Annotated in this window: 11 protein-coding genes, 1 other RNA gene and 4 pseudogenes; 12 read left to right on the forward strand and 4 right to left on the reverse strand. The window is 37.7% G+C overall.

The window, feature by feature from the left end:
* Positions 1–239 precede the first annotated feature (239 nt).
* The 3 genes and pseudogenes from bcaP to ABC374_RS10905 all read left to right on the forward strand — a co-directional run.
* The gene (gene bcaP / locus ABC374_RS10895; RefSeq protein ID WP_413017663.1) at positions 240–1,652 is read left to right on the forward strand and encodes a branched-chain amino acid transporter BcaP; all 1,413 of its coding nucleotides are present in this window, start codon (positions 240–242) and stop codon (positions 1,650–1,652) included.
* Between the two features lie 202 nt (positions 1,653–1,854).
* Positions 1,855–2,346 (forward strand): annotated as a pseudogene (locus ABC374_RS10900) (protoglobin domain-containing protein); the annotation flags it as partial.
* Between the two features lie 288 nt (positions 2,347–2,634).
* Positions 2,635–3,105 (forward strand): annotated as a pseudogene (locus ABC374_RS10905) (methyl-accepting chemotaxis protein); the annotation flags it as partial.
* A gap of 333 nt (positions 3,106–3,438) precedes the next feature.
* Here ABC374_RS10905 and tatA read toward each other — a convergent pair.
* Entirely contained in the window at positions 3,439–3,645 is a 207-nt protein-coding gene (gene tatA, locus ABC374_RS10910; protein WP_101222064.1) for a twin-arginine translocase TatA/TatE family subunit, read from the reverse strand.
* 370 nt (positions 3,646–4,015) lie between these two features.
* Between tatA and ssrS the strand changes: the two genes are divergently transcribed.
* The 6 genes and pseudogenes from ssrS (at position 4,016) to ABC374_RS10940 (ending at position 9,173) form a co-directional block, all read left to right on the forward strand.
* Positions 4,016–4,203: non-coding RNA, 6S RNA (ssrS, locus tag ABC374_RS10915), on the forward strand.
* A gap of 284 nt (positions 4,204–4,487) precedes the next feature.
* Positions 4,488–5,855, forward strand: coding sequence for an MFS transporter (locus ABC374_RS10920; protein WP_413017665.1), 1,368 nt, complete (start codon positions 4,488–4,490; stop codon positions 5,853–5,855).
* A gap of 292 nt (positions 5,856–6,147) precedes the next feature.
* The gene (locus ABC374_RS10925; RefSeq protein WP_413017667.1) at positions 6,148–6,336 is read left to right on the forward strand and encodes a hypothetical protein; all 189 of its coding nucleotides are present in this window, start codon (positions 6,148–6,150) and stop codon (positions 6,334–6,336) included.
* 68 nt (positions 6,337–6,404) lie between these two features.
* A pseudogene (locus ABC374_RS10930) lies at positions 6,405–6,771 on the forward strand (IS1595 family transposase); the annotation flags it as partial.
* Complete coding sequence (locus ABC374_RS10935) at positions 6,768–7,397, forward strand: class I SAM-dependent methyltransferase (RefSeq protein WP_413017669.1); 630 nt, start codon at positions 6,768–6,770, stop codon at positions 7,395–7,397. The pseudogene ABC374_RS10930 and the gene ABC374_RS10935, both read left to right, overlap by 4 nt.
* 432 nt (positions 7,398–7,829) lie before the next feature.
* Complete coding sequence (locus ABC374_RS10940; RefSeq protein WP_413017671.1) at positions 7,830–9,173, forward strand: MFS transporter; 1,344 nt, start codon at positions 7,830–7,832, stop codon at positions 9,171–9,173.
* Positions 9,174–9,315: 142 nt separating this feature from the next.
* On the opposite strand, the pseudogene ABC374_RS10945 reads toward ABC374_RS10940, so the two are convergent.
* A pseudogene (locus tag ABC374_RS10945) lies at positions 9,316–9,450 on the reverse strand (YnfA family protein); the annotation flags it as partial.
* 280 nt (positions 9,451–9,730) lie between these two features.
* On the opposite strand from ABC374_RS10945, the gene ABC374_RS10950 reads away from it, so the two are divergent.
* Positions 9,731–10,678 carry a DMT family transporter gene (locus ABC374_RS10950; RefSeq protein ID WP_413017673.1) on the forward strand — a complete coding sequence of 316 codons (948 nt, stop codon included), beginning with the start codon at positions 9,731–9,733 and terminating at the stop codon, positions 10,676–10,678.
* A gap of 361 nt (positions 10,679–11,039) precedes the next feature.
* On the opposite strand, the gene ABC374_RS10955 is transcribed toward ABC374_RS10950, so the two are convergent.
* Positions 11,040–12,125, reverse strand: a complete 1,086-nt coding sequence (locus ABC374_RS10955) for an MBL fold metallo-hydrolase (RefSeq protein ID WP_413017675.1) — start codon at positions 12,123–12,125, stop codon at positions 11,040–11,042.
* A 322-nt stretch (positions 12,126–12,447) separates the two neighbouring features.
* Here ABC374_RS10955 and ABC374_RS10960 point away from each other — a divergent pair, with 322 nt between their 5' ends.
* Both ABC374_RS10960 and ABC374_RS10965 read left to right on the forward strand, forming a co-directional pair.
* On the forward strand, positions 12,448–13,194 hold the full coding sequence (locus ABC374_RS10960) for a type II toxin-antitoxin system SpoIISA family toxin (RefSeq protein ID WP_350302866.1): 747 nt from the start codon (positions 12,448–12,450) through the stop codon (positions 13,192–13,194).
* Positions 13,191–13,370, forward strand: a complete 180-nt coding sequence (locus tag ABC374_RS10965) for a hypothetical protein (RefSeq protein ID WP_076369116.1) — start codon at positions 13,191–13,193, stop codon at positions 13,368–13,370. Before ABC374_RS10960 ends, ABC374_RS10965 begins: the two co-directional genes overlap by 4 nt.
* Before the next feature lie 277 nt (positions 13,371–13,647).
* Here the strand turns inward: ABC374_RS10965 and ABC374_RS10970 are convergent, their stop codons facing one another.
* The gene (locus ABC374_RS10970) at positions 13,648–14,607 is read right to left on the reverse strand and encodes a sensor domain-containing diguanylate cyclase (protein WP_413017677.1); all 960 of its coding nucleotides are present in this window, start codon (positions 14,605–14,607) and stop codon (positions 13,648–13,650) included.
* Between the last annotated feature and the right edge of the window lie 412 nt (positions 14,608–15,019).

Consider the following 15,019-nt stretch of genomic DNA (forward strand, 5'->3'; position numbering starts at 1 on the left):
ATACATTGTTAATAATGCATAATTCTGTTGGATAATAAAGCTTTCGTTCTGAAAAATATTAAAAAAACAGAATTTTACAATAGTAAGTCATTGACGATAATAAGGTTAATACGTATAATTTAAAAGTCAGATAATTCAGGAATTGCAGAAATTTGTCGAAATTTCTCCGATATAAATGGTAAGTGAAATTATTTGTCTATAGTTTTCAGAATAGTTTATGTAATTATGGAGGATAGAACATGAGTATTTTTAGAAAGAAGTCCATTGAGGACTTGTTGAAAAACGCAGGTTCCGGCGGTAGGGGATTGAAACGGGAACTGGGAGTATGGGATTTAACGATGCTAGGAATTGGAGCGATTATTGGGACAGGCATTTTTGTTCTAACAGGCACTGGTGCAGTGAATGCTGGTCCTGCACTTTCAATATCTTTCGTCATTGCTGGTCTTGCCTGTTTATTCGCTGCACTTTCTTATGCAGAATTTGCAGCTTCCGTGCCGGTATCAGGTTCGACTTATACGTATGCTTATGCAACTTTAGGTGAATTCGCCGCTTGGATAATCGGCTGGGATTTAATCCTTGAATACTTATTGGCTGTCAGTGCCGTATCGGCGGGGTGGTCGGGCTATTTCCAATCATTTTTAAGTGGATTCGGAATTAACTTTCCGAAAGTATTGACGGCAGCACCGGGTTCGGTCGAAGGTATTACGACTTATATGAACTTACCAGCCCTTTTGATAGTCATGGCGATTACCTTTTTGATATCCATAGGTACGAAACAAACGACTAGAATCAATAATATAATGGTCGTTATTAAAGTGTTGGTAGTCTTGTTGTTCATCGTTTCTTCTATATATTATGTGAAACCGGAAAACTGGCAGCCATTCATGCCATTTGGAATCGATGGGGTATTTTCAACTGCCGCATTAATGTTCTTTGCCTTCATCGGCTTTGATGCAGTTGCATCAGCGGCTGAAGAAACAAGAAATCCAGGTAGGAATTTACCACGGGGAATTCTCGGTTCATTAGTCATTTGTGTGGTGCTTTATATGGCGGTAAGTTTGATCATGACAGGTGTGGTACCGTATGCACAATTCAGTAAGGCTCTTGACCACCCGATTTCTTTGGTCTTGCAAAGCGCAGGACAAAATTGGGTTGCAGGTATCATCGATCTAGGTGCCTTCCTCGGAATGACAACGGTAATCTTGGTTATGTTGTATGGACAAACCCGAATCATGTTTGCGATGTCACGAGATGGGCTGATGCCTAAATCCTTATCAAAACTTCATAAAAAATATAAAACACCATATGCGGCTTCATGGATATTCGGTTTGATAGCGGCCTTATTGGGGGCATTCATACCGCTTGGTGAATTGGCTGAGCTGGTCAACATTGGAACATTGACTGCGTTTACGATGATTTCCATTGCGGTCATCGTGTTACGGAAAACAAGACCTGATATGAAACGTGCTTTTTATTGTCCGGCTGTACCGCTCGTTCCAGGTCTGGCAATCGTTTTTTGTGTATTCTTGATGGTTCAGCTAGGGAGTCATACATGGATGAGGTTCTTGATCTGGATGGCTATCGGAGTAGTCATTTACTTCACTTATTCCCGTAAGCACTCGAATCTTAACCAGCAGGAAAATGAACATTGAAAAAGACACTCTCTGGAGTGTCTTTTTTTTATTTGGACATAAATAGTTCATAAGTCTTGTGTTTAAGAAGAAAATTTATCAAAGTGAATTAAGATTAACAGACTTTATGTCGAAATAGTATATATGGGTAGAAAAAATTGGAGGCAATTCAATCATGAAAAGTATATGGAGAAGTAAACAAAAGATAGATTCGATAGACTATATGCAATATAAGGAGCACGTCGGTATCAATATCAGGGAATATCCGAGCGTATTGAATCAAGTGGAAATGATTCATTTGACGATGGGGGATTTGTGCATAATTCGTTCTTTACAGGAAGAAGTGAAGAAACATTTGACCCAAATAGTAGGGAATTTCTATAAAAATCTAGAAAATGAACCCTCATTAATGAAAATCATATCAGACAATAGTTCTGTTGATAGGTTGAAAAAGACACTGCATCGTCATATGTACGAAATGTTTAGCGGGAACATTGATGATACGTATATTAAACAACGTTATATTATCGCACAAGTACATGTGCGAATTGGATTGCAGCCAAAATGGTATATGAGTGCTTTTCAGGATTTATTGCAGTCATTAATCATTCATGTAATTTCGAATATAAAGAATATAGAGCAATATCAAGAAAACATTCTGGCTGTCACTAAAATTTTTAATCTGGAGCAGCAAATAGTTTTAGAGGCATATGAACTTGAAAATGAGAAGATTCGCCAAAATAACCTAGCAGAAAAAGAAACGATCAAACTGCAGGTCAATCATAATGCAGAGGAATTGGCAGCAATCAGTGAAGAGACTAGTTCAGCAACTCAATTAATGGCAAATAAGGTAGTCGAAATTCATGATTTCACTCAAAAGGGCTCAGAGATTGCGATACATGCAGAGGGAAAATCAAAAGAGGGAGTCGAACTGTTACAGGGATTAGAGAAAAGATTGGTAAAAACGCAGGAGCAAATGACGATCATCTCAAAAGATATGGAACAGCTATCCAATACTTCAAAGGAAATTGAACGAATTGTCACGATCATCACTTCAATTGCAGAGCAAACGAATTTGTTGGCATTGAACGCAGCGATTGAAGCGGCAAGAGCTGGTGAAAATGGTAAAGGATTTGCGGTTGTGGCTGGTGAGGTAAGGAAGCTGTCGGAAAATACCAAGGACTCAGTTTCGGAAGTAGTGAAACTGGTTAATGGAATTGCTCATTTTACCAATGTCATGAACACGTCAATTTCCATGGTTAGCGGGGAAATTACTAAAGGAACGAAACAAGGAAAAGAAACTGGCATATTTTTTACTGATATAGCAAAGGCCATGCTTTCTGTTAAAGAGCAGAATATTAAGATCACCAAGGAAATGACAGAGCTGAATGATATATTCGACGAAATTAATGAAGCATTCAATCAAGTGGCCGTTTCCTCGGATCAATTGACTCAAATGACGATAAACTTGTAATGAAGTTCAACATTTTTGTAAGAACGGCTTTATGGGACTTATTCGTATTTTAATAAACAACTCGATAGAATATTTCTGAACAAACCCCAAGCGGTTTATAGAATAAGAACATACTTTGAAAAAATGAAAAAATGAAAATCAATTCCAAGGGATGCCGTTAACAGACTGCTCAATAAATCACTTGATATAAAATAAGTTTAATGTTATATTAATAAAGCGATGAGCTAATTTGTGTAAGTCGAAGAACATGCTTTTAGCTAAACGTCGGGATGTGGCCTGACGGTTCTGCGCCACAAACGCATCAAAGACGCCTGCTGCGTGCAGGCGTCTTTTTCATTTTATCGATTCTTTTCTTGCAGCTTGTACGTCATCCTTGAATTCCTCTTGTATTTCTTCTGTTATTCCCTTGGTTGCATCCTTAAACTCCCTAAGCGAAGTGCCGACTGCCCGTCCGATTTGAGGTAGCTTGTTCGGTCCAAAAACAATTAAAGCTAAAAGAAGGATTAAAATTAAACCGGGAAAACCAATGTTTGAAAGCATAACTAGTCACTCCAATCAATTCTATTAGTTAATATTATAGACTCCTTCCATGTATTTGCAAATGTTATTTAGGATATATTATAGAGTTCAGCAACCGATGATTCTTACAAGAAACAAGACAAACACTTTCAATCCCGTCCAATTTTATCTTGCACATTCTATCTAAAAATTACTTACCCGAGTATGCTATTACTTAATAAGATATCAATGAAAGTGGGGGACGGTAACAGAGATCAGAGTGCAGCAGTTAATTTTGACGTTTGGGCATGAATAATTTGGCTTCACCTGCTTAATGTGTAACATGAAATTTTTTTTATTGTCCGGGAATGATTAAACTTGCATGATTGAAGATATTTCGGTATTATAACTATACAAGCTGCGTTGTTCGTAATGATAATTAAGTTTTAACCTTTAAGCTGTAATAGGGAGTTTTATATCGAAACAGGAATGTTATGCCTCGTCACTGACTTGGACAACAGGATTGCTTCTGCAAACACCCACTTTGAGGAGTGGTGGTTTAAAACTTTCTTACTTGAATACGGCAATGGCGGCTTCCTACTTTACTAATTAGAAACCAGTTCCGATAAGGGACTGGTTTTTTGTTGTTTTTACGCATGTTCAAAACTTGTAATTAACGATAGCATCAGAAAACATATTAAGACTTTATGATAAATATGTGAAAGTTTTTATTGAAATATCAGATAATTAGCACTTATAATAACAATTAGATAACTCAGTTCACTATTTGTATAAAATTATGCGGGTTAATATTTTTTAAATGATTACGTAAGCGCTATCATTTGGATGGAGTTACTGCAGTCACCTAGAGAGGAGAAAATTTTATGGCTAAAATTAATACGACCGAGGTAATTAGCAACAGTAAATTTAACCGCTTTCATTTTGGATTGCTGGCATGGTGTTTTATCATTATCCTTTTTGACGGCTATGACCTTGTCGTTTACGGTACGGTCGTCCCGTTATTGACGGAGGAATGGAACCTTACTTCCGTGGAAGCGGGGGCTATGGGCAGCTACGGTCTATTTGGAATGTTGTTCGGGGCGATCTTCTTTGGTACATTAGCAGATCGGATTGGCAGGAAAAACGTAATCGCGATTACACTCATTTTATTTAGTTTATTTACGCTTTTATGTGGATTTGCGGATACGCCTACGATGTTTTCAACTTTCCGATTTCTAGCGGGATTAGGGCTTGGGGGCATTATGCCGAACGTCATTGCCTTATTGACGGATTATGCACCGAAAACGATGCGGAGCATGGTTGTTTCAATCGTATTATGCGGTTACTCATTCGGAGGGATGCTTGCTCCGATACTGGGTATCCTGGTTATGCCGACACTAGGTTGGGAATCAATATTTTGGTTTGCAGGAATACCATTGTTATTTTTACCCTTCATGATGAAGCGTTTACCAGAGGCTTCGACGCATCTGATCAGAATTAACAAAAAGGAAGAACTGATCAGAATATTATCCAAGGTAAGTCCGGAAAGTAAATTCGACATAAGGGACGAACTTGTGGAAGTGAAAAAAACAGAAGCCAATATGCCGATTGTTGGATTGTTTAAGAATTCCCGTGCTCTAAGCACATTGATGTTCTGGATCGCCTTTTTCATGTGCCTTTTGATGGTATATGGATTGAATACATGGCTTCCAAAGCTAATGATCGAGGCAGGGTATGCGCTGAATTCAAGCTTAGGTTTCTTGATCGTTCTTCAAGGGGGAGCTATCGTAGGCACGCTTATCATCGCTAAACTTTGTGATCGTTATGGATCAAAGAAAATGCTTGTGCCGATGTATGCGCTTGGGGCTGTCAGTCTGACGCTCTTGGGAATGGGCGGAAGCTCTTTTGTCATTTACACATTGGTAGCGATTGCAGGAGCCTGTACCATTGGTGCCCAAAACCTTGTACAAGCCTATGTTTCCCAGTACTATCCACCAAATATTAGATCGACTGCACTAGGGGTGGCATCTGGAATCGGAAGGATTGGAGGTATGCTCGGTCCCATACTCGGCGGATTTTTATTATCCATCTCGCTACCCATCCAATTGAATTTCATAGCCTTCGCCATTCCGGGTCTCATTGCTGCGGTTGCCTTATCATTCGTTCCAGTGAAAATGGCTTATTATAAACATGATCATTCCGAACCAACTGAAGAAATGGCGGTAGAATCCAATAAAATGAACGTCTTATGAACTAAATGCATGAAATGCAGTGCTGGGATACCAACGCTGTCATTTCATGCATATTTGTTTTATTGGCCTTTTTTGTCATAGTAATGAAATTGCAAATTGACAAGAGATAGCGTAAAGATTTTCCAGGGCTTGACCTATTCTTGAGAAAAGTTGCTTAAATGTTCATAATTTCGCAATACGAGTCACTCTTAATATAAAGAATAAATGTTAGAATGATGATATGGATAATTAATTCCTCCTTGAAGTGGAGCGAACTATACATTAATCTCATCTTTTGTGAGGAGTCATTACTTTGAAAATTTTAATACATGTAATTTTTTGGTTAAGCATTATAGGGACATTATTCTCTATGATTTATTTCTTTGTAGCGGACATTCCGTTATATGTTAAATTGTTAGGCGGAGCCATCATCCTTTATCTCGGTTATGATCTTATAACGGAATCAAGGAAAAGAAAGCGTAAAGAAGCCTTGGACGCTTAATCTTATATTCATTAAAAGCCCTCTTTGATAAGAGGGCTTAGTTTGTGTATAAAAGGGGTTCGGAATGGGATAGGCAAAGTAAATTAATCATGGAAAAACTACGGAAGATCAGAATGACACATCAAGAATGAGAAAAGCTCTTTGATGGCCATATAGGGGATAACTCTTTTCTTTGCACTGATAGTCATAAGCGTTCAAAACATAGATTCTGTTCACAGCAAATTAATGAAGTGGGTTAATAGGTTTAATGGTATTGCAACTAAATATATCAGTAACTATATGTACTGGTTCAAATGGATGGAACTATTTGAAAATGATAAAGTACCAATTAAGGTAAAGAACTTTATGATTCAATGTAATGTAGCCTATGCTTACACAAAAATAGCAGATTTTAAAGAAAGAGAGCTAATATTCGTAAAGGAGATTAAGGTATGACAGAAATCTGGGAATCAAGTTTTATAGAAAATCAAATGATGTGGGGATTTGAACCTTCAGACTCCGCAATCTTGACAAAGGACTTTTTCCTTGAAAAGAGAGTTAAGGATATATTGATTCCTGGTATTGGATATGGTAGAAATGCAAAGGTTTTTATTGACAACGGAATGAATGTATCTGGTATTGAAATTTCAAAAACAGCGATTGAATTGGCAAGGCAAAATGGGCTTAAGATTAATATTTTTCATGGTTCAGTAACCGATATGCCTTTTGATAACAAACTTTATGATGGTATATTTTGTTATGCACTTATTCACTTATTGAATAATCGTGAAAGAGATAAGTTTATTAAAGCTTGTTATAATCAGTTAAACCCAAATGGATATATGATTTTTACTGCTATTTCAAAAGAAGCCCCAATGTTTGGAAAGGGAAAACAACTGGGTAAAGACTATTTCGAAATAACGAAAGGGGTAAAAATGTTTTTTTATGATTCTGACTCGATAAAACAAGAATTTGGAAAATATGGACTGATAGACTTTTCGGAAATTGTTGAGCCACATAAGAATATGGAAAATAAACCTCCATTTAAATTTATAATGGTAAAATGTCAAAAAGAACTATAATTACAATTGCATAACATATCAAAAATAGTAAATTGTTAATTTTAAGGCTATGTGTAACCTATTCACTAAGTCAAAGGACTTACCTTGAAAATCGCTGTAGCCAAGACCCCACTGCCGCTTACGGTGAGGAGGCTTGATTAGACAGTTGGCGGATAGGAAGCGGATTCTGAAAGCAACTGAAACGTTAAAAACGAATATTGCAGGTAAGCTTGAATTTCTTCCGAGTTTGTATATAGCCTGAGCCCTCTTTTATAAGAGGGCTTTTTGTTGATTATTGACAATATTCTAAAAAATAAGTTAGTATATAGTGAACTAAGTTCTATATACGTATAATTAGTATTTGTGATCTGTTGTCATTAAATGTTAGCTCGAACAAAAAAAGAGAAATCCTTAAGACTATGTCAAAAGGAATAGCAGAAAGAGGGGAAGGAAATGCGCACGATCCAAGTGTCTGAAATAATGGATGAACAAAAATTTAACCGTTTTCATTTACAGATTTTATTATGCTGTATCTTTATCATCATCTGTGACGAGTATGATATGTTCATGCTTGGGACAATCCTGCCATCTTTGATGGCGGAGTGGAGGGTAACTGCTGTAGAGGCAGGGTTATTCAGCAGCTATGCTTTGTTTGGAATGATGATAGGAGCGTTGGTCTTTGGGCCGCTGGCCGATAAATCCGGCAGAAAGAAAGTAATATTGATTTGTACGATCATTTTTTCCATATTTACATTTACTTCAGGTTTCGCCGATAATCCAACATCTTTTGGAATACAGCGTTTTATTGCAGGCCTAGGCTTGGGAGGAGTCATGCCTAATCTAATTGCAATCATTACTGAATATGCCCCTAAAAAACTTAGAAGTACCCTGGTAGCAATCATGTTCAGCGGGCACGCTCTAGGGGGAGTTGTCGCATCACTGGGAGCGATGTACCTGATTCCGAACTTTGGTTGGCGGGCAGTGGTTTGGCTAGGTGCACTCCCATTAATATTCATGCCAATATTATATAAATTGTTGCCAGAGTCAATAAATTTTTTCATGATAAATAATAAAAAAAGCAAATTGGTGGACGTTCTGAATCAAGTGAATGTAGACGGGCAATACACGATGAAAGATCATTATGTCCTTCAGGAGCAACTCAAAAGTGAAATGAAAGGGTTTTCAGTTAAACATTTATTCAAAAATGGGAGGACTTTAAGCACGCTCATGTTCTGGATCGCATTTTTCATGTGTTTGTTCGTAATGTATGGTTTGAGTACATGGCTTCCAAAGATCATGGGTGGGGCAGGATATGAATTAGGTTCAAGCCTGACATTCTTAGTCGTATTGAACCTTGGAGCGGTTTTGGGAGCGATCGTTGGAGGCAAGCTTGCAGACAGATATGGTTCCAAGAGGATTCTGGTTACTTTCTTGGTCATTGGATTCATTACCCTTACGATGCTGAGCTTCAAGCCAAGCATGATCATGCTTTATATACTGATTGCCATCGCAGGAGGTACGACAACAGGTACACAAATTGTAACGAATGCATATGTATCCCAGTATTATCCGAATGAAATCCGTTCTACGGGAGTCGGATGGGCATTGGGTATCGGCAGAATTGGCGGAATACTCGCTCCTACTTTTTGCGGGTTCCTGCTTGATATGAAGTTGTCATTGCAAATCAATTTTTTAGCTTTTGCCATACCATGCATCATTGCAGCAATGGCGATTTGGTTCATTCAGGATACCATCAGCAATATGAGGGCAAACAGGCAGGAAAAGAAATTGATATAATGTAAATGTTCAAATGAAGAACCCAAACAACAAGTTGAGATCTTGGTAAAAGAATTAAAGAGCCTTATGCCCTTTAATTCTTTTACTGTCTAGGGCCCCATATAATGACTGAAACCCCGACCAGGCAGATTGAAGCTCCAATTCAATCATATAAATCAGGGGTTTTCTTATCGATGCCCCATCCCCATAAAACCGATAAAACGATGAAAATCCCGCCATATGCAGCATATACACGTCCAAAGGTAGGGAACGTTTGTAAAGTTGCAATGATGCCGTATTATGTATACCTCTCTTTTTGGTTGAAATTTTATCATATATGAAACTGCAAATGACATACTTTACAGAGTTCTTACTAATTGAAAGTTAACTGGCGCATTTCTGTTAATGCATGAAAATGATCTTTAAAAAGTTATTATTAAAAGGTTGATTGTGAGTTGAACAGTTTAGCTTAAAAAAATGCCATATTTATTTTTTGACTCTAACTTGGATTGCAATACAGATGCAAAGGGTACTATACCTAAATAGGAATATAGTAATTTAGTTGAGGAGTTGCAGCCATGAAAACCCGAACATTTGCATACATGTTAGCGCTATTTCATTCAAGTATTGTCGGCCTATCTTTCTTATTCACGAAAATGGCGATTGCAGAATCGAATCCGCTGGATACTTTGGCGTTCCGATTTTCCGTTTCTTTCGTCATCATTTTATTCCTGGTTGCCGTTAAAGTCATTAAGGTGAATTATTCCTGGGAGTCGGTTAAACATCTTGTTCCGTTATCTTTGTTATTCCCAACTCTTTTCTTTGCCTTTCAAACTTTCGGACTTAAGTATTCACAATCCACTGATGCCGGAATTCTGTCTGCCGTCACCCCGATTCTAACATTGATGATAGCTGGATATTTCCTTAAGGAAAAAACATCTTTATATCAAAAACTTTCGATTGTCTTGTCGGTAGTTGGGGTCATATTTATTTTTGTGATGAAAGGGAGTACAATCAATTTTTCCGACATGCTAGGGATGGTGTTGATCCTGCTATCCTGTATTGCAACTGCATGTTATACAACGATGACCCGTTCCCTTGCAAAGGACTATACACCAGGTGAAATGTCCTTTTTCATGATGGGAACAGGCTTTGTCATTTTTAACGTGGCTGCGTTCTTCTCCCACTTAAAACAAGGAACGATGCCGGAATTCTTTACACCATGGTCGAGCATCGAATTCATCAGCTCCATTTTGTATTTGGGAATATTGGCTTCATTGGTCACTTCGTTATTATCCAATACGATCTTATCAAAAATCAAAGCGTCCCAAATGAGTGTGTTTGCAAATCTTTCCACTGTAGTAACGATAGCAGCAGGAGCTCTCATACTAAATGAAAAGATTACAATCTACGATATATTGGGTTCGATACTAATCATTTTAGGTGTGGTAGGCACGAATTATTTTGGAGTGAAGAAAGAGCATTCAATAAAAGTGAATCTTGAGTATAATGAAGGGAAAATGTGAATGTATGAAAATGGTCCATCCCATTAGGAATGGACCATTTAGTTAAACTGAAATGAGTTGTCTACAGTTTTTTAATGGCTGTACAATTTAGCCGTTGATTTCCGCTCCAGGCACTCGCTTTCCGCGGTCGGGGAGCCTCCTCGGCTTTCACCTGCAGCGTCTCCCTTGGACGCGCTTTTTCCGCAGGAGTCTCGCACCTTCCTATCCAATCAACTTAGATATAACATTTAGATAGCAACCATTCCTGAGGAAAGGTATGGTTTTGGGTCAGTTGGTTAGGGAACATTATTTGAAAAGATACGTTTTCCGCACCCTTTTTTTCTACAAACGGAATGGTCCATCCCATTTGGGATGGACCATTTCATTTCCACCATCTTGTTTGAGGGAAATCCGTTGAACCTATCACTACAGGTTCGCCTATTTGAGGTGTGCAGATCTGGACGCCAAGATCATTGGCCGCTTTTGTTACCCGTTCTATCGGATCTGTCCAGTCATGAAAAGACAATGTGAAACCAGCCCAATGAATGGGGAGCATCCGTTTTCCTTGTACATCGATATGTGCTTGAACAGTTTCTTCTGGAATCATATGGATGGTTGACCAGCGTTCATCATATTGGCCGCATTCCATTAAAGTCATATCAAAAGGCCCGAATTTTTCGCCGATTTCTTTAAAATGGCTGCCATATCCACTATCTCCGCTGAAAAATACCTTTTCTTGTTTGCCTTTAATTACCCAAGAACACCAAAGTGTCGTATTGCCATCTCGTAAACTTCTTCCAGAAAAATGCCTTGCAGGCGTACAGACAAATTGCAAATCCATGAATGAAACCTCATCCCACCAATTATGTTCCTGAATCAGCTCTTGTTTAACGCCCCATCTTTCTAGGTGTCCGCCGACACCGAGTGGGACAATGAACTGACTGACCTTATCTTTTAATTTCTTTATCGAGAAATAATCCAAATGATCGTAGTGATCATGTGAGAGCAGGACGGCATCGATAGGAGGCAGCATATCCATATCAATAGGCAGCTCCCCGCTAAAACGCTTGTTCCCGAACCATGGAAAGGGAGTGGGTGCTTTGCCAAACATGGGATCCACTAAAATGGTTTTCCCATCTATCTCCAACAGTAATGCAGAATGACCAAACCAGGTGATTTTATTGGAATTCATAGATCCAGGTTCTTTTGTTCCAATTACGATTGGCTGGTCTGGCCTCCTTTTTGGATTAGGTTTTATGAAATCACGTAAAATCGAACCAGTATGCTTAAGACTCATCGCTTGACTGGCTGGAATCTGATTTTGGAATTTACCCTTGGAAAAATTTTCTTTTGTAGTGAAACTTCTCACTTTTTCTTTGTTTGTCCGTCTTCCAAGTGGAGGATAGAGGTTTAGGAAAAGTAATAATATTATAAAAGAAGAAATGAGGATCTTAATAATTTTCATCATGATAGCTTCCTCCCATATTAATCATGCCTTTTTGTTAGAACATATCATATCACAGAATATATAAAGTTATTTACTATGATGTCCCACAAGAAAAATGATTAAAATATACCTTTCTGAAAAAAAGGGCAATGGATGCTGAAACATATGATTCATTTACTGTAAACCCACATTGGGAGGAGTGTTTTTCAGCTAGTGAAAACTTCTGGCAAGTGTTTAAGTTTCACCCGTCTTAGGCAGGGAATAGAGGTATATATAATGAATAATATAGAGAGCGGGATATGGAATGTAGCAGCTGAAGGGTAGGGTGATAAATCGATTGTTAATGTTTTTCAGAGTCTTTGTATGGGTAGTATTTATTGCTTTATTAGCTTATGTCATACTTTCTTGGAAATATAAGGACAAGGTAAGTAAAAGGATTGAAGCGATTCGAAAAACCTGGTATATCATTTTTATACTGGGAGCTTTGATTTACTGGAATTTCTATCCGATGAGCATTTTTAATGAGTGGAAAAATTTCTTGATTATGGCTATCGTATTCATCCTGATTGATATGTTTGTGTTCTTGAGCATGTATATATCGAAGATTGGCGATAACGAGCTGTCCTATGCAACAAAAGCGGTTGCGGAGAGTGACAAACTTTTAACGGATAATAGGGAAAAGGTCAAAAATATGTTTCATCTCCTAAAGAAAGAAGGAATACCTGAGTATTATCAATCAAATAAGGAATACTTGGCTTATTTGAGCATACTCCTTCAAGCGTATGCAGCTAAGGAAGGGATGAACGTGAAAATCCTTCCTTTCAAAACGGAACAGGACAAGCAATTGGTGATAAATGGGCATCCGAACTTGAATGGCAGTACCATCCGTGCTACATTGGAAAGAGAAGATACGTATTATAATGATGAAGAAAAAATGGCTTTGCAGCCTGTAAGCATTTTGATGGAACCCTATATCCTTGACGTTAAATCGGAAAGCTTCGTTTCAGAAGTCGATTGTTTATTAATAGCATTATTAATCATGATGTTCGATATGGTCATAAAACAAAAACCAGGTGGTGAGGATAAATGAGCATTTATGATAAAGCCGGCAATGATGTGTCAGTTGCTGTAATCAAACCACAGGTAAAAATACCCGATGTAGGTTTAAGTCCCCACACTAAAAAAGTGATGAAACAGAACGAACGCATTATCCTGAAACAAAAAGAAAAAGCTGCACGCTTCAGCCGGTTAAAAAATGTTTTATAAGAGGGAAGGGGTTTTTCCTTTCCTTATGATATTTAATGGAAAACCCGCATATACTATTCAAAATCAAAGTATAGGAAGGGTCTTTCTGAAAATGAACAAAAAACCCGAGAGAGTTAACATCCCGAACCCCTCCGCTTCACCATCCGAAAAACGGATACATAAGGGAAATGCTGATCTGCTCAAGCTTTTGCAAAGGCTGAAAGCTAAACGTTGGATTTTTTTAAGGTAAAAGAAAGCCAGTCTCTAAGGAGAACTGGTTTTTTTATTTTTAAGATAATCACTGCGGGTGGAAGTATTGAATATTCTTACGGCCGGATTTCTTAGCCATATACATGGAACGGTCCGCTTTTTTCAAAAGTGAGTCCATTTCCGTACCATGATGAGGATAAAAGCTTATCCCTATGCTGGCTGATACAAAATGATCATTTCCATTAATGGTAATCGGCATGGTGGATAAACGTTTCAATATTAATTCCGCGTTTTGCTGAGTGCTTTTCATTAAATCCTCACAATGCGCTGTATGTAACAATACAATGAATTCATCACCACCAATTCGAGCCACATGACTGCCTTCGGGAACGGTTTGCAAAAAACATTCGGCTGCCTTTTTAATAACGTCATCACCAGTATCATGACCATAGGAATCATTAAAAATTTTAAAATGATCAAGATCGATGTAAAGAAGGGCCATTTCATCGTTTGATTTATCTTTATGATAATCAAAATAATTATAAATGAAGTTCCGATTATAAAGACCTGACAAAGGATCCCTGATAATCCCTTTTTCAAGATTGATGGTATGACTAATCAAAGTTGCCAAAGACTTAATGAGGATCAGATCATATTCTTTAAATTCATGAGGTTTAATGTCGAATGCACATAATGTTCCAATGATTTCACCCTCATTAATAAGGGGAGCTCCCATAAAACACCCATTCCCTATAAACTTCGTTGCGGGGTGGACACTAGTCAATTCATGTTCCACTAAATTAGGAATAACGAGTGGTTCCAAGCCATTCTCAGCAACTAATTTGCAATAAACCATATTATAAGGAAGGATGTCACCTTCACAAATTAACTTTGCATTTCTATTGAAGGATTTGATCATGAAACTATGTATGGGATTCAATATAGAAACGAAGAATGTATTGACCTCAATGGTTTGACCTAATAGAGCTAATACTTCTTTAGCGATGGAATCGAAATTCTTATAATAGTTGATATCTTGCTGAATCATTCTCAGGCTCCTCATTTATTAATAGTCTTTTTAGATTTCCGGATGTAATTCTCATATTGAACGCCTAGGACACAAAAGCGGAATCTCAATACCGTGACAGTTGTCCGAATTTCCACTAAACTTAATTTAGGGGATGGATTCGTTTTATGGATGAATAATGTTATCGAGAAAGTTTAAAAATTGACCTTTACTTTATTTTCGGCTTTTTTTTAATATCATTAAATTTTTATTTGCCTGATTACAAAATAGCTAAACCTATGTATCCATTTCTGGATTACCGGGATGGGCTTAAACCATAAAGTCCAAGTCAATGATCAGTCTATTCTTGATGGATTATACTGTAAATGAAATGGTAAGAGTAACTCTCGATGTACATATTTGATAGCTTTTTCATATTTACCTTGGAAGTAAA

This window comes from Peribacillus phoenicis (genome assembly GCF_047238085.1).
Classification (GTDB): domain Bacteria; phylum Bacillota; class Bacilli; order Bacillales; family DSM-1321; genus Peribacillus.

Bases quoted from the DNA above. Each gene is read 5' to 3' on its own strand.
- ABC374_RS10970 (WP_413017677.1), bottom strand. From the start codon at position 14,607: ATGATTCAGCAAGATATCAACTATTATAAGAATTTCGATTCCATCGCT.
- ABC374_RS10965 (WP_076369116.1), top strand. From the start codon at position 13,191: ATGAGCATTTATGATAAAGCCGGCAATGATGTGTCAGTTGCTGTAATC.
- tatA (WP_101222064.1), bottom strand. From the start codon at position 3,645: ATGCTTTCAAACATTGGTTTTCCCGGTTTAATTTTAATCCTTCTTTTA.
- ABC374_RS10920 (WP_413017665.1), top strand. From the start codon at position 4,488: ATGGCTAAAATTAATACGACCGAGGTAATTAGCAACAGTAAATTTAAC.
- ABC374_RS10935 (WP_413017669.1), top strand. From the start codon at position 6,768: ATGACAGAAATCTGGGAATCAAGTTTTATAGAAAATCAAATGATGTGG.
- ABC374_RS10940 (WP_413017671.1), top strand. From the start codon at position 7,830: ATGCGCACGATCCAAGTGTCTGAAATAATGGATGAACAAAAATTTAAC.
- ABC374_RS10955 (WP_413017675.1), bottom strand. From the start codon at position 12,125: ATGATGAAAATTATTAAGATCCTCATTTCTTCTTTTATAATATTATTA.
- bcaP (WP_413017663.1), top strand. From the start codon at position 240: ATGAGTATTTTTAGAAAGAAGTCCATTGAGGACTTGTTGAAAAACGCA.
- ABC374_RS10950 (WP_413017673.1), top strand. From the start codon at position 9,731: ATGAAAACCCGAACATTTGCATACATGTTAGCGCTATTTCATTCAAGT.
- ABC374_RS10960 (WP_350302866.1), top strand. From the start codon at position 12,448: ATGTTTTTCAGAGTCTTTGTATGGGTAGTATTTATTGCTTTATTAGCT.